The sequence below is a fragment of the Variovorax sp. 20P10.2.4 genome (genome assembly GCF_058244205.1).
The window spans coordinates 1-18,593 of sequence record NZ_JBZAYE010000083.1 but is presented as its reverse complement, the minus strand read 5'-3'; the positions used below and the strand labels follow the sequence as shown (position 1 = coordinate 18,593).

General features: G+C 68.6%; 17 protein-coding genes. 12 read left to right on the top strand and 5 right to left on the bottom strand.

Annotated elements, in window-relative coordinates; genetic code table 11:
• Nucleotides 1–192 (bottom strand): response regulator (locus AC27VN_RS11115; protein ID WP_490876578.1); only part of this gene is annotated, 192 nt, incomplete at its 3' end.
• Nucleotides 193–364: 172 nt separating this feature from the next.
• On the opposite strand from AC27VN_RS11115, the gene AC27VN_RS11110 reads away from it, so the two are divergent.
• Nucleotides 365–751 carry a hypothetical protein gene (locus AC27VN_RS11110; protein WP_490876577.1) on the top strand — a complete coding sequence of 129 codons (387 nt, stop codon included), beginning with the start codon at nt 365–367 and terminating at the stop codon, nt 749–751.
• 13 nt (nt 752–764) lie between these two features.
• Here the strand turns inward: AC27VN_RS11110 and AC27VN_RS11105 are convergent, their stop codons facing one another.
• Nucleotides 765–2,822 carry a prolyl oligopeptidase family serine peptidase gene (locus AC27VN_RS11105; protein ID WP_490876576.1) on the bottom strand — a complete coding sequence of 686 codons (2,058 nt, stop codon included), beginning with the start codon at nt 2,820–2,822 and terminating at the stop codon, nt 765–767.
• Between the two features lie 208 nt (nt 2,823–3,030).
• Between AC27VN_RS11105 and AC27VN_RS11100 the strand changes: the two genes are divergently transcribed.
• The 5 genes from AC27VN_RS11100 (at nt 3,031) to AC27VN_RS11080 (ending at nt 7,564) form a co-directional block, all read left to right on the top strand.
• The gene (locus tag AC27VN_RS11100) at nt 3,031–4,746 is read left to right on the top strand and encodes a WS/DGAT/MGAT family O-acyltransferase (RefSeq protein WP_490876575.1); all 1,716 of its coding nucleotides are present in this window, start codon (nt 3,031–3,033) and stop codon (nt 4,744–4,746) included.
• Between the two features lie 133 nt (nt 4,747–4,879).
• Nucleotides 4,880–5,437, top strand: coding sequence for a hypothetical protein (locus AC27VN_RS11095; RefSeq protein ID WP_296787393.1), 558 nt, complete (start codon nt 4,880–4,882; stop codon nt 5,435–5,437).
• 74 nt (nt 5,438–5,511) lie between these two features.
• Complete coding sequence (locus tag AC27VN_RS11090; protein WP_490876574.1) at nt 5,512–6,027, top strand: phasin family protein; 516 nt, start codon at nt 5,512–5,514, stop codon at nt 6,025–6,027.
• Nucleotides 6,028–6,057: 30 nt separating this feature from the next.
• On the top strand, nt 6,058–6,693 hold the full coding sequence (locus tag AC27VN_RS11085) for a TetR/AcrR family transcriptional regulator (protein WP_057594029.1): 636 nt from the start codon (nt 6,058–6,060) through the stop codon (nt 6,691–6,693).
• Between the two features lie 97 nt (nt 6,694–6,790).
• The gene (locus AC27VN_RS11080) at nt 6,791–7,564 is read left to right on the top strand and encodes an esterase/lipase family protein (protein WP_490876573.1); all 774 of its coding nucleotides are present in this window, start codon (nt 6,791–6,793) and stop codon (nt 7,562–7,564) included.
• Between the two features lie 18 nt (nt 7,565–7,582).
• On the opposite strand, the gene AC27VN_RS11075 is transcribed toward AC27VN_RS11080, so the two are convergent.
• Together AC27VN_RS11075 and AC27VN_RS11070 are read right to left on the bottom strand one after the other, a co-directional pair.
• Nucleotides 7,583–8,347, bottom strand: a complete 765-nt coding sequence (locus tag AC27VN_RS11075; RefSeq protein ID WP_490876572.1) for a winged helix-turn-helix domain-containing protein — start codon at nt 8,345–8,347, stop codon at nt 7,583–7,585.
• 150 nt (nt 8,348–8,497) lie between these two features.
• The gene (locus AC27VN_RS11070) at nt 8,498–11,713 is read right to left on the bottom strand and encodes a bifunctional cytochrome P450/NADPH--P450 reductase (protein WP_431510597.1); all 3,216 of its coding nucleotides are present in this window, start codon (nt 11,711–11,713) and stop codon (nt 8,498–8,500) included.
• Between the two features lie 377 nt (nt 11,714–12,090).
• Here AC27VN_RS11070 and AC27VN_RS11065 point away from each other — a divergent pair, with 377 nt between their 5' ends.
• The 5 genes from AC27VN_RS11065 (at nt 12,091) to AC27VN_RS11045 (ending at nt 17,108) form a co-directional block, all read left to right on the top strand.
• Nucleotides 12,091–13,059, top strand: coding sequence for a TRAP transporter substrate-binding protein (locus AC27VN_RS11065; RefSeq protein WP_208511590.1), 969 nt, complete (start codon nt 12,091–12,093; stop codon nt 13,057–13,059).
• A gap of 2 nt (nt 13,060–13,061) precedes the next feature.
• On the top strand, nt 13,062–13,595 hold the full coding sequence (locus AC27VN_RS11060; protein ID WP_398498545.1) for a TRAP transporter small permease: 534 nt from the start codon (nt 13,062–13,064) through the stop codon (nt 13,593–13,595).
• A 7-nt stretch (nt 13,596–13,602) separates the two neighbouring features.
• Nucleotides 13,603–14,916, top strand: coding sequence for a TRAP transporter large permease (locus AC27VN_RS11055; protein ID WP_208513605.1), 1,314 nt, complete (start codon nt 13,603–13,605; stop codon nt 14,914–14,916).
• Between the two features lie 429 nt (nt 14,917–15,345).
• Nucleotides 15,346–16,863 (top strand): PA0049 C-terminal domain-containing protein, encoded by a 1,518-nt coding sequence (locus tag AC27VN_RS11050; RefSeq protein WP_208513606.1) that lies wholly within the window; start codon nt 15,346–15,348, stop codon nt 16,861–16,863.
• 47 nt (nt 16,864–16,910) lie between these two features.
• The gene (locus tag AC27VN_RS11045) at nt 16,911–17,108 is read left to right on the top strand and encodes a hypothetical protein (protein WP_057594440.1); all 198 of its coding nucleotides are present in this window, start codon (nt 16,911–16,913) and stop codon (nt 17,106–17,108) included.
• A 51-nt stretch (nt 17,109–17,159) separates the two neighbouring features.
• Here the strand turns inward: AC27VN_RS11045 and AC27VN_RS11040 are convergent, their stop codons facing one another.
• Nucleotides 17,160–17,852 (bottom strand): GntR family transcriptional regulator, encoded by a 693-nt coding sequence (locus tag AC27VN_RS11040; protein ID WP_490876571.1) that lies wholly within the window; start codon nt 17,850–17,852, stop codon nt 17,160–17,162.
• 324 nt (nt 17,853–18,176) lie between these two features.
• Between AC27VN_RS11040 and AC27VN_RS11035 the strand changes: the two genes are divergently transcribed.
• Nucleotides 18,177–18,593 (top strand): LamB/YcsF family protein (locus tag AC27VN_RS11035; RefSeq protein ID WP_490876570.1); only part of this gene is annotated, 417 nt, incomplete at its 3' end.

The window sequence follows — 18,593 nt, the reverse complement described above, 5'->3', positions numbered from 1 at the left end:
CGCCACCAGCGCGAGGCCGTCGCCGTCGGGCAGCCGGCGGTCGAGCACCAGCGCGTCGTAGGGCGTGGCCTCGACATGGCGCGCGCCGTCGGCCAGCGTCGCGGCATGGTCGACCAGGATGCCGCGCCGGTGCAGCGCGGTGAGCAGCACCGAGGCCATTTCGGGTTCGTCTTCCAGCAGCAGGATGCGCACGCGCGTGTTCCTTTCAGGGCGGCGCCGGAGCTCCGGCGTGCCGCACTGTAGGGAGGCTGGATTGCGCGAGTGTTGCGTGCGCGCCCCCCGCGCGACGCAATGCTGGCTCCATGTTGGCGGCCGATGCTGGCGTCAGGCCCGCGGTCGCGGGTCATCTGCCAAGGAGCACCGCATGCATGTCCTTCATGTCCAGACCACCCTGCTGCCGGAGGCGATCGTCCTGGCGCTGTCGCTGATGCTCGCGTCGGTCGCGGCGGCCGAGGTGGTGTCGGGTTTCGACGCACCGCCGCCCGTCTACGACCCCTGCCACGATGGCCGCTACAGCCAGGGCCGCGCGATGAGCTGCGGCGAGCTGTTGCGCCAGCTCGACCGCGAGGAAGCGTTGCGCCGCTCCGAACGCTGGCGCAGCGATCCCTGCCGGGATGGCCGCTACAGCACGGGCCGGCCGATGACCTGTGCCGAGCTGCGCGAGCGGCTGGACCGCCGCGAGCGGCGCCTGCCCCCGTGGCGCGACGAACGGCCCTACGGCCTGGGCGAGCCGCTGCGCGACAGCGGCTGACGCGCGCCGCCGCTCAGGCGATGTGGTCCCACAGGTAGGCGTAGCCCAGCGCGTCCATGAAGGCGGACTGCTTGTTGTCCGAGGCCGCGCTGTGGCCGCCCTCGAGGTTCTCGTAGAAGGCCGTGTCGTGGCCCTGCGCGGCCAGCTTCGCATGCATCTTGCGCGCATGCACCGGGCCCACGCGGTCGTCGCGCGTCGAGGTGGTGAACAGCGAGGGCGGGTACTTGGCGTCGGGCTTCGCGTTCTCGTAGGGCGAGAAGTGGCGGATCCATTCCCACTCCTCGGGCACTTCGGGGTCGCCGTACTCGGCGATCCACGAGGCGCCGGCCGACAGCTGCGTGTAGCGGCGCATGTCGAGCAGCGCCACCTCGCTCACGATCGCGCCGTAGAGTTCCGGATGGCGCGTGAGCATGTTGCCCATCAGCAGGCCGCCGTTGCTGCCGCCCATGGCGCCCAGGTGCGCGGGCGAAGTGATGCCGCGCGCGATCAGGTCCTCGGACACGGCTGCGAAGTCCTCGCTGCTGCGCAGGCGGTTCTGCTGCAGCGCGGCCTGGTGCCAGCGCGGGCCGTACTCGCCGCCGCCGCGGATGTTGGCCACCACGTACACGCCGCCCTGCTCGAGCCAGGCGCGGCCGATGCCGCCGCTGTAGCTGGGCGTGAGCGAGATCTCGAAGCCGCCGTAGGCGTACTGCAGGGTCGGGTTGCGGCCGTTGGCCACCAGGTCCCTGGGCGCGATCTTGAAGTAGGGCACGCGCGTGCCGTCCTGCGAGCGCGCGAAGTGCTGGCTGACCGTGTAGCGCGAGGCATCGAAGAAGCCCGGGCTGTGCTTGAGCGGCTCGGCCTCGCCCTGGCCCAGGGTGCCGATGTAGAGCGTGGTCGGCTGCAGGAAACCGCTCACGGTGAGGAAGTAGTCGTCGCTCTCGTCCTCGTCGATGGCGCCGGCCGCGATGGTCGACAGCGCGGGCGCGCCGCCCAGGCTCTCGCGTTGCCACGGGCCCTTGCCGTCGGCCGGCGGCGTGAGCACCTCGATGCGGTTCACCACGTCGTGCATCGCGTTCACGATCAGGTGATGGCGCGTCCATGAATGGCTGTCGAGCGCGCTGGTGTCGGTGGGCTCGAACAACAGCGTGAGTTCGCGCGCACCGGCCATGTAGTCGTCGAAGTTCGCGGCCAGCAGCGAGCCGGCCTTGTAGCTCGCGCCGCCCACCTCCCAGTCGCTGCGCGGCTCGATCAGCAGCCATTCGCGCGTGATGTCGGTCACCGCATCGTCGGGCACGTCGATCTTGGAGAGCGTGCCGTCGGCCGCGCGCACCCAGGTCTCGCTGTCGTAGAAGTCGATGGCGCGCGAGACGAAGTCGCGCTCGAAGCCCGGCGTGGCATCGCGCCAGCCCGAGGCCGAGAGGTCCTCGGTGTCGGCCTCGTAGACCGTGACGGCCTCGGCCAGCGGCGTGCCGCGCTTCCACTCCTTCACGATGCGCGGATAGCTCGAGGTGGTCATCGAGCCCGGGCCGAAGTCGGTCGCCACGTAGAGGTGGTCGATGTCCTTCCAGGCCACCGTGTTCTTGGCCTCGGGCAGCGCGAAGCCGCCCTCGACGAAGGCCTTGCGCACCGGGTCGAACTCGCGCACCACGTCGGCATCGGCGCCGCCGCGCGAGAGCGAGACCAGGCAGCGGCCATAGCCGGGGTAGAGCCAGTCGGCGCCGTGCCAGACCCAGTTCTCGCCCTCGGCCGCGGCCAGCGCGTCGAGGTCGAGCACCGTCTCCCAGGCCGGCTGCGGCTTGCGGTATTCGGCGAGCGTGGTGCGTCGCCACAGGCCCTTGGGATGGGCCTTGTCGCGCCAGAAGTTGTAGAACAGCGCGCCGGCCTTGTAGACCATCGGGATGCGGTCGTCGGAGTCGAGCACCTCGAGCAGGCCTTGCTCGATCTGCCTGAAGCGTGCCGACCGCGCGTGGCGCTGCACCGCCTCGGCGTTGCGGGCCTTGGCCCAGTCGAGGGACTGCGTGCCGTCGATGTCCTCGAGCCAGAGGAAGGGGTCTTGGTCTTGCGCTTGCGGGCGGGGGGAGGATGTCATGGGCACAGTGTACGAACGCACCGTGAAGGCCCCGGGTCGGATGGACCTTTCGCATTACCCGCGGCCGGTCCCAGAACATCGCTCGGGGCAAACCCGGGTGCGCTCCCCGGTGGAAACACTGAAGGGCGCGGCCCCCCGGCGCAGCGGCCGCACGGTATCCTGCCGAAGCCGAATGCGACGGCATTCCCCGACCTAGGAGACACAACACATGAAACACCTGAGCGGTCTCGATGCCACCTTCCTGCATCTGGAAACACCGGAGATGCCGATGCACGTGGGCTCGCTCAACGTGCTCGACCTGCCCAAGGGCTACAAGGGCGACTTCTACGAGGACGCCAAGCAATTCATGGCCAGCCGCATCCACCTGGCCGACGTGTTCACGCGCAAGCTCGCGCTGATGCCCTTCGACATGACGAACCCGGTGTGGGTGGAGGACGACGACATCGACCTCGACTACCACGTGCGCCACATCTCGCTGCCGCGGCCCGGCACCAACCGGCAGTTGCAGCAGTACGTCGCGCGGCTGCATTCCTCGCTGATCGACCGCAGCCGGCCGATGTGGGAGTTCTACATCATCGATGGCCTGAAGAGCGGCCAGGTCGCGCTCTACACCAAGGTGCACCACGCGGGCATCGACGGCCAGGCCGGCGTGGAAGTGGGCAAGGCCATCTTCGACCTCGAGGCCACGGGCCGCGTGGTGAAGCCGCCGCGCTCGCGCCCGCGCAACAGCGGCTACCAGCTCGGCATGGCCGAACTCGCGAGCGCCGCGCTGCGCAACACGGCGCAGCAGTACGTCAAGCTATTCAAGATGGCGCCGGCCATCGTGCGTGCCATCAGCGGGCTGGCCAAGCCCGACGAGAAGGCGGCCGAGAAGCTCACGACCACGGCGCCGAAGAAGTTCAACCTGTTCGCGCCGCGCACCTCGCTCAACGTCTCGATCACCAACCAGCGCACCTTCGCGGGCCGCACCATCTCGCTGGCCGAGACCAAGTACATCGCCAAGCACTTCGGCGTGTCGCTCAACGACGTGGTCATGGCCACCGTGGCCGGCGCGCTGCGCCACTACCTGGCCGACAACAACGAGCTGCCGGCCAAGCCGCTGGTGGCGGGCGTGCCCGTGAGCCTGCGCGAGGCCGGCGACGACACGGCCAACAACCAGGCCAGCATGATCCTCGTGAGCCTGGCCACCGACATCACCGATCCGCTGCAGCGGCTCAAGGCCATCAATGCCTCGTCGACCGCCTCGAAGTCGACCATGAACCGCTTCAAGGCCGTGATCCTCGACGACTTCCCGACCTTCGCCGCGCCCTGGCTGGTGTCGGGCATCGCCTCGATGGTGGGCCGCTCGGGCCTGGTCAACATGCTGCCGCCGGCCGCCAACGTGGCGATCTCCAACGTGGCGGGCGCGCCGTTCCCCATGTACTTCGCGGGCGCGCTGGTCACCTGCTACTACCCGGTGTCGATCGCGAGCCACGGCACCGCGCTCAACGTCACGGTGCAGAGCTACAACGGCCGCATGGACTACGGCCTGATCGCCTGCCGCCGTGCCGTGCCCGACATCACCGAGATCGGCGACTACCTGCTGGCCGAGCACAAGCTGCTGATGGAGCTGACGCAGAAGCATCCGTCGGTGGCCGGTGCGCCGGCGCCGAAGCCCGCGGCCGTCGTCGAGGCGCCCGCCGACGCGGAGCCCGCGGCCAAGGCTGCCGCGAAGAAGGCCCCGGCGCGCAAGGCCGCGGCGAAGAAGACGCCGGCACCGGTGGCCAGGAAGGCACCCGCGAAGAAGGCAGCGATCAAGACGGCTGCGAAGACCCCCGCCAAGGCCGCCCCGAAGCCCGCTGCCAAGCCCCCCGCCGCCAAGACCCCCGCCCGAAAGGCCCCCGCGCGCAAGAGCGCGCCACGCGCCGCGGCCGCCGCCGCTTGAGGACCGCCCGGGTCCGGAAAATTGGGGCAGTTGGACTAGTTTTCCGACGCTTCTAGTTTTTCAGGCCTAGGCCCTTGGGAAGAAGATCACCCCATCGCGAATCCCGCGACCGATCAACTTCCAGGAACAACCCATGTCCACCTCGCAAACCTCCATCGCTTCCGCCGCCGTCCACGTCATCGGCCAGTACAACGACGCCGGCAAGACCCTGGTCGGTGCCTACCGCACCGGCGTGCAGCGCCTGCTCGACGGCGCCGCCTCGCGCTACAGCGACTTCCTCGGCCAGCGCGAGCTGCCGCTGGTGAACGACAAGATCAAGGCCAACCTGATCGGCGCGCAAGCCAAGGTCAACGGCTTCCTGGCCAACCGCCTCGAGATCGACACCGGCCGCATCGTCTCGGTGATGGACCGTGTCGCCACCGGCACCACCAGCGGCATCGAATCGGTTGCCAACCGCGTGGCCCAGGTCGAGTCGCCGGTCGCCACCTCGGTGATCAACGCCCTGTCGGCTGTGAACCAGCCCTTCGCGACCGTGTCGGTGCAGATCGCCGACCGCATCGCTGCCGGTGCCAAGCAGATCGAAGTCCGCGTCGCGGGCAGCGAGGAAGCCAAGCCCGTGCGTACCGTGAAGGCCAAGGCCGCCGCGGTCAAGAAGCCGGTTCGCCGCGCTGCCGCCCGCAAGGCGGCCTGAGTTCCGCAGGCGCCTTCGGGCGCCTTTTTCTTTTGCGGTACCTTCGAAGGTACCGAGTTCCCCTGGAGTGATGCATGGCGACCCGCCGCGATGAACCCGCAGAACTGAAGAAGAAGGCGACGCCCGCGAAGAAGACCGCCGGCGCCAGGACCGCAGCGAAGAAGGCCGCGGCGCCGCGCGAGCGCAGTGCCGCCAAGGCCAAGAGCAGTACGGCGGCCACTGGCACCAAGCCCGCGTCCTCCGGCGAAGGCCTGCTGCGCGCCGGCCTCAAGGCGCTCGACACCGTGCGCAACGACGTCGCCAAGCGGCAGGCCAGCGTCACCAACGTGATCGAAGGCCTCTTGGGCATCGGCGGCAAGGGCGGCGAGGAAGCGAGCGGCGCCAAGGCCGTGCTGACGCGCGGCTTCCCGGGCCTCGACAGCTTCGGCATCCGCAAGTTCGAGGACGTGTTCGACCAGCGCGTGGCCACCGCGCTGCAGCGCCTGGGCATGCCCACGGCCGAGGAGGTGCAGGCGCTGCAGTCGCAGATCGCGGCGCTCGCCGAGCGGCTCGACCGCCTCGAGCAGGCCGCGCGCGGCGGCAAGCGCTGATCGATCCCCGCACGACCCGCAGAACCGCCAGTGGCCGGCTCCAACACCACGCGCGACCGCATCCTGCTGACCAGCCTCGCGCTGTTCAACGCGCAGGGGCTCGCGGCGGTGTCCACCCACAAGATCGCGGCCGAGCTCGGCATGAGCCCGGGCAACCTGCACTACCACTTCAAGGCCAAGCAGCTGATCGTGGAGTGGCTGTTCCGGCGCTTCGAGCAGCGGCTCGAATCGCTCAACGGCTCCTCGGCCGGCATCGCGGCCATCGACGACCTGTGGCTCGCGTTGCACCTGCGCTTCGAGGCGATCAACGAGTACCGCTTCATCTACCGCGACATGGCCTTCCTCGCGAGCGAGTACCCGGTGCTGGGCCAGCGCGCGCAGGCCCTGACCGCGCAGAACCTGCTGGCGGCCCAGTCGCTGTGCGAAGGGCTGGTGGCCTCGGGCGTGATCGAAACGAGCGCCGAGCAGGCGCGCATCCTGGCGCTGCAGATGGTGTTCACCACCACCTGCTGGCTGTCGTTCGAACGGCTGGTGCCGGGTCGCGACGCGCTGGCGCAGGCCGATCCGGGATTGGCGGCTTTTTACACGCTGACCCTGGTTTCTCCTTATGTTTCGGGCGAATCGAGGGCTTACCTTGATTACCTGAGGGCGAAATACCTCGGATAACAGACGACACCGTCCGACGGGGGGCCTCGCGGCGGAACCCGAGACTGGCAACGAAGAACCAACAGAAGCGCAGAGACACGCAAGAAAGGACCCGCTCATGACCACCGCCACCCGTGAACACATCTCGCCGCCTTCGCGCCTGCTGCTGCTGGCCGAAGGCCGCGCGCTCTGGGAAACCGGCGCGGGCCTCGCCATGTGGCCGCTGCTGCAGCTCACGCCGCGCGGCGACGGCCATCCGGTGCTGGTGCTGCCGGGCCTGGTGGCCGGCGATGCCTCCACGCTGGTGCTGCGTCGCTACCTCGCGAGCCGCGGCTACGACGCGCACGGCTGGGGCCTGGGCCGCAACTTCGGTCCGCGCGAAGGCGTGGAGGACGGCATGGTCGAGCTGCTGCACAAGCTGCACGACGACAGCGGGCAGAAGGTCAGCCTGGTCGGCTGGAGCCTGGGCGGCGTGTATGCGCGGCTGCTGGCGTCGGCCCATCCCGGTGTGGTGCGCAGCGTGGTCACGCTGGGCAGTCCGTTCTCGGGCAGCCCGCGTGCCACCAATGCCTGGCGCGTCTACGAAGGCGTGAGCGGCCAGAGCTCGCACGACCCGCGCCGCATGAAGTTCGTGCAGCCCACGCCCTCGGTGCCGACTACCTCGATTTTCAGCCGCACCGACGGCGTCGTGGCCTGGCGCTGCAGCATCGAGAAGACCGGGCCGAAGTCCGAGAACATCGAGGTCATCGCGAGCCACCTGGGCCTGGGTGCGCACCCCGCGGTGCTCTATGCGCTGGCCGACCGGCTGTCGCAGCCCGAGGGCGGCTGGAAGCCCTTCAACCGCGGCCTGCTGGGGCCGCTGGTCTATCCCGATCCCGATCGTCGGAACTGAGGTCCGCCGCCGGAGCCTTCAGGCCTCGGCGTAGCCGGCCGGCTCGCAGGCGAACTCGGCCTGCGAGCGCACTTCCTGCAGCATGTAGCCGCGCCCGTAGGCGGCGCGCAGCACCAGAGCGCCATCCTCCTGCAGCGCCAGCTTCTTGCGCACGCTGGCCGCCGCGATGTTGAGCGCGCGGGCGCCCTCGTGCGGCGGCCGCTTCCACAGCGCGATCCAGAGGAATTCGCGCGTCAGCAACTGGCCGAGGTGGCGGAACAGCATCAGCGCGAGGTCGAACTCGCGCGGATCGAGGCGCACCTCGCGCCCGCGCCGCAGCACCAGCCGTTCGGGCGCGAGCAGGCGGTAGTCGCCGCAGACCAGCTCCTGCGCTTCGGCGCTCGGCCGCGCCGGCGTGCGCGAGCGCGACAGCAGGGCGCGCAGGCGCCATTCGAGTTCGTGGTCGGCCAGCGGCAGCGGCGCGAAGTCGACCAGGCCGTGGCCATGGCACAGGGTCTCGACGGCGGGCGGCGTGCGCCAGGCCGAGTCCTCGGCGAGCAGCAGCATCGGCATGCGTTGCAGCCGGCAGGCGGCCGAGAGGTCGGCCCAGGCCGTTTCGTGTTCGGGATGGAGCAGCAGCAGGTCGAAGCGCCAGCCGCCCTGCAGCGCCTTGAGCAGGCCGGTGGCACCGTGGAACGGCATCGCGCCGTAGCCGCGCCGCGCCATGCGCTGCGCGAGCGCCGCTCCCCGGACGGCATCGCCGTCCACCACTGCCGCGCGCAGCGGTTCGTCTGCCCTGAGCATTCGCCATGCCTCCCGGTTGTTGATCGGATCGCGGATCCCGTGGATCTCGCGAGCCTCCGATCTTCAGCGGGAGGGTCTAGGCGTGAAAAACCAGAACCGGCGGAAAGTTAGTCCAATTGCTCCAACTTTTTTCGCGCGGCGACGGGCGCGTCAGCTGCCGGCCCAGACGTCGAGCACGTAGCGCTGGTCCGCGATCATCCGGTCCATCCAGGCGGCGCTGTCCTGGCCGTGCTCGCGCGCGATGTCGGACAGCGCGCGCCGCACGTCGGGTTCCATGCGCGAGCCGTCGCCGCAGACGTAGACCACGGCGCCGGCTTCGAGCAGCGCCCACACCTGCGCCGCCTGTTCGCGGATCAGGTCCTGCACGTAGACCTTGCGCTCGCCCGCGCGCGAGAAGGCGGTGTGCAGCTTCATCAGGCCGCGGTGCGACCAGGCCTTCAGCTCCTCGGCGTAGATGAAGTCCTGCTCGGGATGGCGGCAGCCGAAGAACAGCAGCGCCTCGCCGAGCGCGGTGCCGGCCTCGGCCTGTGCCGCGCGCTCCTGCAGGAAGCCGCGGAACGGCGCCAGCCCGGTGCCCGGGCCGATCATGATCAGCGGGCGCTGCGCGTCCTCGGGCAGGCGGAAGCCCTCGGCCGTGGTCTCGCGCACCACGCCGTGCACCGTGTCGCCGGCCTCGGCGCGCGCCAGGAAGTTGGAGCACACGCCCTCGAAGGTGCCCAGGCCCGACTTCGCCGGACCGCTGACCACGCCCACCGTCACGCTGCACTTGCCGGGCGTCATCGTGGGCGAGGAGGAGATCGAGTAGTAGCGCGGCGACAGCGGCGACAGCATCTCGAGGAACACCGCGAACGGCACCTGGCAGGCGCGGTGCTCCTCGAGCAGGTCGAGCAGCGACTTGCGCTTGTGCAGCACCTCGGCCTTGTAGGCGGCCTGCGAGGCCTCGTCGCTCCCCGACAGCGCCACCAGCTTCGGCTTGGTGAACGGGCATTCGGTGTAGGCCGCGAGCGTGGCGATCTGCTTGCGCGTGGCCACGTCCTGCAGCTCGACGTAGTCGCCCAGCAGGCGGTCGACCGCGATCACCTGCTCGACCGGCAGCGCCGGCTTGCGGCCCGCGATCGCATGCAGCCGCACATGGGCCGTGCGGTCGAAGCCGAAGCGCGCCATCGCGCGCTCGACCTGCTTCGGGCTGTTGCGCGGCACCACGCTCAGGTGGTCGCCGGCGCGGTAGACCAGGCCCTCGGGCAGCATCAGCTCGACGTGGCGCGTGGAGCGGCCGGCCTCGCCGCCGGCGTGCTGCAGCTCGCGGTTCTCGATCACGCGCAGCGCCACCGCGCCCAGCGCGTCGACGATGGCGTTGTTCTGCGGCGGCGGCAGTTCCTCGAGCGTGTAGAGCGGCTCGCTCTGCGCAGGCGTGTCGGCACCGGTCTTGATGTCGAAGGCCTTCACCAGCTCGGGCCACAGCGCGTCGCTCCAGTCCTGGAAGGCGCCGTCCATGTCCTCGCGCGCATCGCCCTCGCCGCGCGGATGCACGCGCGTGGCGCCCAGCGCCTCGAGCCGCTCGTCGATGCGCCGCGGCACCGCCTGGTAGGTGGCGGCCCAGTCGGTGTTGCCGCAGCCGAACACGCTGAAGCGCACGCCGTTGAGCGCGTCGTCGGCCTTGTCGAGCCAGCGGTGGAACTCGGCCGCGTTGTCGGGCGCCACGCCGTTGTACGAGGCGCAGACGATGGCCACCGCGCCGTTGGCCGGCAGCCGCTCGGCGTAGTCGTCGAGCGAGGCCAGCTGGGTCGAGAAGCCGCGCGCCTCGCCGGCCTCGGCGAGCTGGCGCGCCAGGTCCTCGGCGGTGCCGAGGTTGGAGCCCTGCAGCACCAGCAGCGAGGTGCCGTGGCGCGCGGCCTGCGGCTTGCGCGCCGCCGGCTGCACGGGCTGCACCGGCGCGGCGGCCGCGTCGTTGATGTTGCCGCGCGGGCGGGTCGCGGGGTCGCGCAGCAGCGCCTTGATCCTGAAGCCCTCGGGCTTGATGGTCAGCGCTTCCTTGATCTTGAGCTTGTAGCCGGTGTGGTCCACCAGGGTGAAGCGCTGCAGGATCATGCCCAGCGTCAGCACCGCTTCCTGCAGCGCGAACTGGCGTCCGATGCAGGCGCGCTGGCCGTTGCCGAAGGGCTTGAAGGCGTTGACCGGGCGCTCGCGCTCGGCCTCGCGGCTGAAGTTGTCGGGATCGAACTGGTCGGCGTTCTCGCCCCAGATGCCCTGGTCGCGATGCAGCGCCAGCGCATGCATGATGACCATGTTGTTCTTCTTGATCGTGTACTGGCCGCCGATCTGGGTGTCTTCCTTCGCGCGCATCGAGATCGCGGGCGCGGTCGGAAACATGCGCAGCGACTCCTTGAGCACCTGCATCACGTACTGCAGCCGGTTGACCTGCGCGTAGGTGGGCTTGAGCGAGGTGTCGGGCCCGAACACGTTGTCGACCTCGGCCTGCGCCTTGGCCAGCGCCTCGGGGTTCTTCAGCAGGAAGTAGATGGCGAACGAGAGCAGGCCGCTGGTGGTCTCGTGGCCCGCGATGAGGAATTCGATGCACTCGTCGCGGATCATCTTGTCGGTGAGCTGCTCGCCGCTCTTCTTGTCCACGCCCGCGATCATGTAGCTCAGCAGGTCGGGCTTGGTCGCGATGTCGGCGCCGCTCGCGCGCCGCTCCTCGATGATGTCCTCCACCATCTTGTGCATGTAGCGGATGTCCTTGCGCTGCTGCGCCAGCTCCTTCTTGAGCATCAGCTCCTCGAGCGGCAGGCCGCGCCGGTTCTGCACCGTCTCGAGCGTGCGCACCATCGCGTCGACGAAGGGATGGAAGCCCTCGCGGTAGAAGGAATTGAAGCGGTAGCCGAAGCCGCACAGGCCGATGGTGTCGAGCGTGAGCGCGGTCATGTCGCGCACCACGTCGACCTCCTCGTCGAAGTTCAGCCGCTCCCACTTGGTCACGAGCTGCCCCGCGATGTCCAGCATCATGGGGTGGTAGGCCTGCATCGCGCGCTGGCTGAAGTTGGCCAAGAGGATGTTGTGCGGCTTCGACCAGGTCTCCTCGTGGGTGTCGGAGGTGAACAGGCCGTGCGAGGCGGCGCGCAGCCGGCGCAGCGCGCCGCGCGTGCTCTTGTCGAAGCGCGCCTCCTCGCAGAGTTCGTCGACCAGCGCGGGCGACGACACCACGATCACCGGCATGCCCGGCATGTCCAGCCAGTAGATGCCGCCGAGCTCCTGGGCGATCTTCCACATGTCCAGCACCGGGGAGTCGGAGCCGATCGACAGCAGGTTGCCCACGAAGGGCTTCTTGGCGGGATGGGGGATCGGGTGGAGCGAGTTCTTGCCTGCCATGGTCTGGATGTTGTGCTTCTGCGGGAGACGGCCGCGGGGCGCGCCGAGGGGGAACGACCACTGGAGTATCGAAGCGGCTCCCCCGGCGGCAGGACGGGGTTTCCCTTAGCAAATGTCAGGGCGCAGGCTGGCGCCGGCTTCGGCATGGCGAGGCAAGTAACCCGCACGTATTCGGGTTTTCATCACGCCTCATTGTTGGGCATACGCACGAGAATTGTTCAACAATAAATTCAAAAGGCCAGAAACCGATGCCGAAGTTGTTCATTTATTTGGCATGGGCCTTGCATTGTGGGGAGCAGGCCGGGGGACTGGCCTGGACCCGCCGTTTCGCCTTCCGCCCATCACCGGTCACGTCACTTTCTCGAGGAGTCCCGTTCATGTTCCGTCCATCTTTTGCCGCTCTCGCGCTCTCCTGCCTCGCCGCCTCCGCGCTGGCCCAGACCAAGTGGGACCTGCCCACGGCCTACCCGGCCAACAACTACCACACGGAGAACATCGCCCTGTTCGCCAAGGACGTGGAGGCCGCCACCGGCGGCAAGCTCAAGATCACCGTGCATGCGAACGCCTCGCTGTTCAAGGCGCCCGAGATCAAGCGCGCGGTGCAGAGCAGCCAGGCACAGGCCGGCGAGATCCTGCTGGCCAACTTCGCCAACGAGAACCCGATCTACGCGCTCGACGGCGTGCCCTTCCTGGCCACCACCTACCCCGAGGCGAAGAAGCTCTACGACGCCTCCAAGCCCGCGATGGAGAAGCTGCTCGCCGCGCAAGGCATCAAGGTGCTGTTCGTGGTGCCGTGGGCGCCGCAGGGCATCTACTCGAAGAAGGAAGTCGCCTCGGTGGCCGACCTGCGCGGCATCAAGTGGCGCGCCTACAGCCCAGCCACTGCCAAGATCGCCGAGCTGATCGGCGCGCAGCCGGTGCAGATCCAGCAGGCCGAGCTCAGCGCGGCCATGGCCACCGGCGTGATCGAGAGCTACATGAGCTCCGCCTCCACCGGCTACGACACCAAGACCTACGAGAGCCTGAAGAACTTCTACGACACCAAGGCCTGGATCCCGAAGAACGCGATCCTCGTCAACGCCAAGTCCTTCGACGCGCTCGATGCCACCACCAAGGCCGCCGTCACCAAGGCCGCGGCCGACGCGGAAGCCCGCGGCTGGAAGGTCGCGATCGAGAAGAACGACGAGTACAAGCGCCTGCTGGCCGAGCGCGGCATGAAGATCCACCAGCCCTCGGCCAAGCTCGACACCGACATGCGCCAGGTCGGCGGCATCATGCAGGCCGACTGGCTCAAGGCCGCCGGTGCCGACGGCGCCGCGATCGTCGACGCCTACAAGAAGAACTGATCGTGCGCCGCTTCCTCGATCGCCTGTACGACGGTGCAGGCGCCCTCGGTGCGTTCTGCGTGTTCCTGATCTTCGTGCTGATGATCGTGGCCGGCGTGGGCCGGCAGATGAACTGGCACGTGAGCGGGCTCAACGACGTGGTGGCCTGGCTCTGCGCCGCGGCGGCCTTCTTCGCGATGGCCCATGCGTTCCGCCACGGCGACTTCGTGCGCGTCACGCTGCTGCTCGAGGCCGTGCCCGAGAAGATGCGCCGCGCGCTCGACGTCACCTGCCTGCTGATCGCGGCGGTGTCGGTGGCCTACCTCACCTACTGGGCCACGAGCTTCACTTACGAGAGCTACGAGTTCGCCGAGATGGCCACGGGCCTGGTCGTGATCCCGATCTGGATTCCGCAATCGACCTTTGCCATCGGCTGCTGGCTGCTGCTGATCGCCATGGTCGACGAACTGGTCGGCGTGCTGCGCGGCCACAAACCCAGCTACCAGCGCGCGGTCGAGGAACGACACGCCGCCGGCGATTTTTCTTCCGAAGTCTGAGCCTCCCATGATCGAAACACTCCTCATCGGCGCGCTGCTGCTCGTCATCATGGTGGTGCTGCTCGCGGGCGGCGTCTGGATCGCGATGACGCTGGCCATCGTCGGCTGGATCGGCCAGGCCTTCTTCACCAACACGCTGCCCGGCAAGAACCTGTTCTCGGCTTTCTGGGAATCGAACGCCTCCTGGGAGCTGGCGGCCTTGCCGCTGTTCATCTGGATGGGCGAGATCCTGTTCCGCACCAAGCTCAGCGAGCAGATGTTCGACGGCCTGCGGCCCTGGCTCAACAACGTGCCGGGCCGGCTGATGCACACCACCATCCTCGGCTGCGGCGTGTTCGGCTCGGTCTCGGGTTCCTCGGCCGCGACCTGCGCCACCATCGCCAAGGTCGCGCTGCCCGAGCTCAAGCGCCGCGGCTACAACGAGAAGCTCGCCATCGGCTCGCTCGCCACCGCGGGCACGCTCGGCATCCTGATCCCGCCCTCGATCACGATGGTGGTCTACGCGGTCGCGGCCGACGTCTCGATCATCCGCATCTTCCTGGCCGGCTTCCTGCCGGGCTTCCTCTTGATGCTGCTGTTCTCGGGCTACATCGGCTGGTGGAGCCTGCGCAATCCCGACAAGGTGCCGCCGGCGGATCCGCCGACCACCTTCATCGAGAAGATCCGCCTCTCGGGCAACCTGATCCCCTGCGCGCTGCTGATCGTGTTCATCGTCTGGGTGTTGGTCGCGGGCTGGGCCACGGCCACCGAATGCGCGGCCTTCGGCGTGCTGGGTTCGCTCGCGATCGCGGCCTGGGGCCGCAGCCTGACCTGGAAGAACTTCAGCGACGGGATCATGGGTGCCACGCGCACCAGCTGCATGATCATGTTCATCCTCGCGGGCGCGGCCTTCCTCACCAAGACCATGGCCTTCACGGGCATCCCGCGCGAGCTGGCCGAATGGGTCGACGGCATGCACCTGTCGCCCTATGCGCTGATCAGCGTGCTGGTGCTCGTCTACCTGGTGCTCGGCACCGCGCTCGACGGCATCTCGATGATCGTGCTGACCAGCGCGGTGGTGCTGCCGATGATCCAGAAAGCGGGCTTCGACCTCGTGTGGTTCGGCATCTTCGTCGTGCTGCTGGTGGAGATCGCCGAGGTCACGCCGCCCGTGGGCTTCAACCTCTTCGTGCTGCAGAACATGACGGGTAAGGACAGCAACGTGATCGCCAAGGCGGCGATTCCGTTCTTCTTCTGCCTCGTGCTGTGCATCGCGCTGGTCACCTTGTTCCCGAGCATCGTGACGATCCTGCCCGACGTCTTCATGGGCGTGGAGCGGTAGCGCCGCTCCCACCCGCGCACACCGCGCCACCACCGATCGACGAACAACCGCCATGAGGCGGAGGGGTGCGCTCGCCCCTAGAGATCCAGAACGAGCAACACCAGAGGCCCAGGGAGTCTGTTTCCAGTGCCGCCCGCGGTCCGCGAGGACCGCAGGAAGCGGCGCGACCAGACCGGAGGGATTGCGAACGAAAAAACCACGACGTCCCCAGCGAGAAGCGATCAGGGAAGCCGCCGGCGTGCGCGTTGCACCGCGGCTTCCGACAACTCACAAGGAAATCGAAGCATGTTGAATCGTCAAAGAATGAAGCTTTCGGCCACGTCGGTCCTCGTCGCGGCAGTGGTTGCCGCCTGCGGTGGTGGTGGAGGAGGGGACAGCGTCGTCTCCATCGTTCCGCCCGGCACGGGCAATCCGCCGCCCCCCAACACCATGGCCAAATGCAGCTGGGATGCCAGTGCCAAGCTTGCCTACGAAGAGCGCCGGCTCGCGACGCCGCTGCCCTACAGCACCGCCTCGGTGGTGGGCATCGACGAGCGGCCGCTGGCCGACCGCATCGTGAAGGACACGGGGTTCGACCAGTTCGCGCCGAACTTCTCGGCCAAGCTGTGCGGCAGCGATGGCCGCACCAGCGTCGCCGGCTACGACGCCGCGGTGACGCTCGTCAAGTCGGAGGGCGCGGCCCTGTGGCGCGCGGCCGTCGACCGGGTGCAGGGCCGTCGTGCCTCGCCCGCGGGCAGCCAGTTGCCCAACAGCGACGACCGGATGCTGTACTGGGCCCGCGTGCAGATGACCAAGGTGCTGCGCCAGTGGGCGCCCGAGTTCGCGCTCTCGGATGCGCAGAAGGCCTCGCTGCAGTGGGAGTTCGAGCGCGCCTCGCGCGGCCAGTACGACATCGAACTGCCCGAAGGCAATGCCCCGAGCGGCGGCAAGTACCGCCGCATGATCGTGAGCGGCTTCGATACCTTCACGCTCGGCGCGCTGGGCACGCCCAACACCGGCCTGCGCAACGGCAACCCCTCGGGCGCCACGGCGCTCGAGATGGACGGCCGCGAGATCACGCTCGACGACGGCAGCGTGCTGCACGTGGAGAGCTACGTGCTGCCGGTGAGCTACGACCCGTTCCACGCGGGCATGCAGGAGGACACGCTGGGTCCGTGGTTCAAGGCCGGTCCGAAGCGCGTCGATGCCTCGATCACCATGAGCCAGGGCAGCGCCAACGTCTTCAACCTCGAGCAGTGGAACGCCCGCTACCACGGTCCCTCGGCGGGCAACGACGGCATCATCTATTGCCCGGTCGGCAACAGGCTGCCGAAGTACGTGCTGCCGATCGGCACCATCACCGTTCCGAACACCGCGCCGATCTCGATGCCGGGCTCGGGCTGCGACACCAACCCGCAGTCCCGCTGGCTGGGCTACGACGCCATCAGCGCCTGGCTGAAGGAAGCACCGCCGCAGTTCACCACCTCGTCGCTGCCGATCGCCGCGATGGTGACCGGCAAGACGGGCGCCGGCGTTGCGCGTCCGCCGGGTGCCACGAGCGAGGGCACCGACGGCTTCGACGTGACCTGGCACACCAACTACGCGTACTTCGCGGACTGCGACAACGAGGCGGGTACCTCCGTGGCTTCGAACGGCGTGATGAACGCCATGCCCGACCCCTCGCTGGTGAAGGCCCCGCCAGCCACCGCCTGCGCGCAGTCCGGCGGCGGCGGCAACTACCTGTCGAACGAGAGCGCCTACCGCAACACGCTGCTGCGCGATACCTTCAAGCTCGACATCCCGGCAGGCCACATCCACGTGCCGGTGATGACGAACTTCTTCACCGCCGCCACCGGCGGAGTGCCCGACGACAACGCCATGACCGACGCCCGTTTCGAGGCCTACCGCACGGCGATCGTCGCGCAGACGAAGAAGCTGCTGGTGGTGATCGGCAACAACCTCAAGTGACGGGGCACGGCATTCGCTTATCTTCACGAACACACGAAAGCATCACCATGAAACTCAAGCTCACCCTCGCCGCCGCCTCGCTGCTGCTGGCCGGCCTCGCCATGGCGCAGCCCAGCGAGTACTACCTCTGGAAGAACAACAGCACGGGCAAGACCGTCTGCGAGCCCGACATGCCCGCCGACAAGTGGACCAAACAGTCGGGACCCTATGAGGACCCGAACTGCAAGATCCGCCTGCCGGGCTGAGGCCGGCACCGCCGCGCCGCGCTTCCTGGCGCGGCGCGGCGCGCGTCGGACCTAGACGCTCCAGCCCGAGTCGTTGATGTGCCGCGCGTACACCGCGAGCACGATGCGTTCGGAATGCACCAGGTAGTCGTTGAGCGCCGCGGCTGCGCGGGCGAATTCGCCGGCCTCCGCGAGCTCGAGGATGCTGGTGTTCATCTCGACGTAGGGCGCATGCAGGAACTCGGCGTCGCGCAGCAGGCCGAAGGCCAGCCGCAGTTCGGCCAGCACCGAACCGAAGAGCTGGTTGAGCCGCTCGCTGTCGGCGAGTTCGACCACGGCCATGTGGAAGGCCATGTTCGCCGTGCCCACGCCGAGCCAGTCGCCGCCGTCGCGGCAGCTCTTCGCGGTCTCGACCGCCTCGCGCATCTTCTTCTTCGCGGGATGGCGTGGGTAGGCCTGCGCGAGCGCCTGGCACTCGATCAGGCGGCGCACGCGGTAGATGTCGATGATCGACGCGATGCTCGGGATGACCACGAACACGCCGCGGTTCGGCGCGTGCTTCACGAGGCCGTCCTTGGCGAGCATGCGGAACACCTCGCGCAGCGTGTTGCGCGAGATGCCGAGGCTCTCGCTCAGCGACTGCTCGGACAGGCGTTCGCCGGGCATGAACTCGCCCTGCGTGATCTTCTGCCGCAAGGCTTCGGCCATGCGCTCGCTCAAGGCCTGGGCAGGGGGAGTCAGCGGTTCGGAAGCGGCGGAGGTCATGCGGATGGGGGATTTCAGGGGTGAGGGGTTGTAGCAGATTCCGTTCCTCGCGCCGCGGCGCCCGGTGCAGGGAATCAGGGTTTGCCCCGGTGAGTCGGCATGCATATTGCTCAACTGATTGATTGAATTGTTCAACAATCAAATAAACTTCGTTCCAACAAAACGGCCAGATTCGAGTCGATCCCATGTTCTTCATGCGCCTTCCGAAGCCCTCTCTCCCGCGCCCGGCCCGGCGTGCCCTTCTGTCGGGCACCGCAGCGTGAGCGCCGCGCCGGGCCGCCCCAAGCAAGCTCGCACCGCAGTGCGAAGCACGGAGGTATTCCAATGAGCGCGCTGGATCTCAACAGCGACCTGGGCGAGAGCTTCGGCGCCTGGCGCATGGGCGACGACGCGGCGATGCTCGGCATCGTGAGCAGCGCCAACGTGGCCTGCGGCTTCCATGCCGGCGACGCGGCCGGCATCCTCGACACGCTGCGCCATGCCAAGGCCCATGGCGTGGCGGTAGGGGCCCATGTGTCCTATCCCGACCTCGCGGGCTTCGGCCGCCGCGCGATGGCGATGGGCAGCGCCGAGCTCGTGGCCGACGTGATCTACCAGATCGGCGCGCTGCAGGGCCTGGCCCGCGCCGCCGGCACCTCGGTGCGCTACGTCAAGCCGCACGGCGCGCTCTACAACGCCATCGCGCACGACGAGCGGCAGGCGCGCGACGTGATCGCCGCCCTCCGCGCGATCGACGACCGG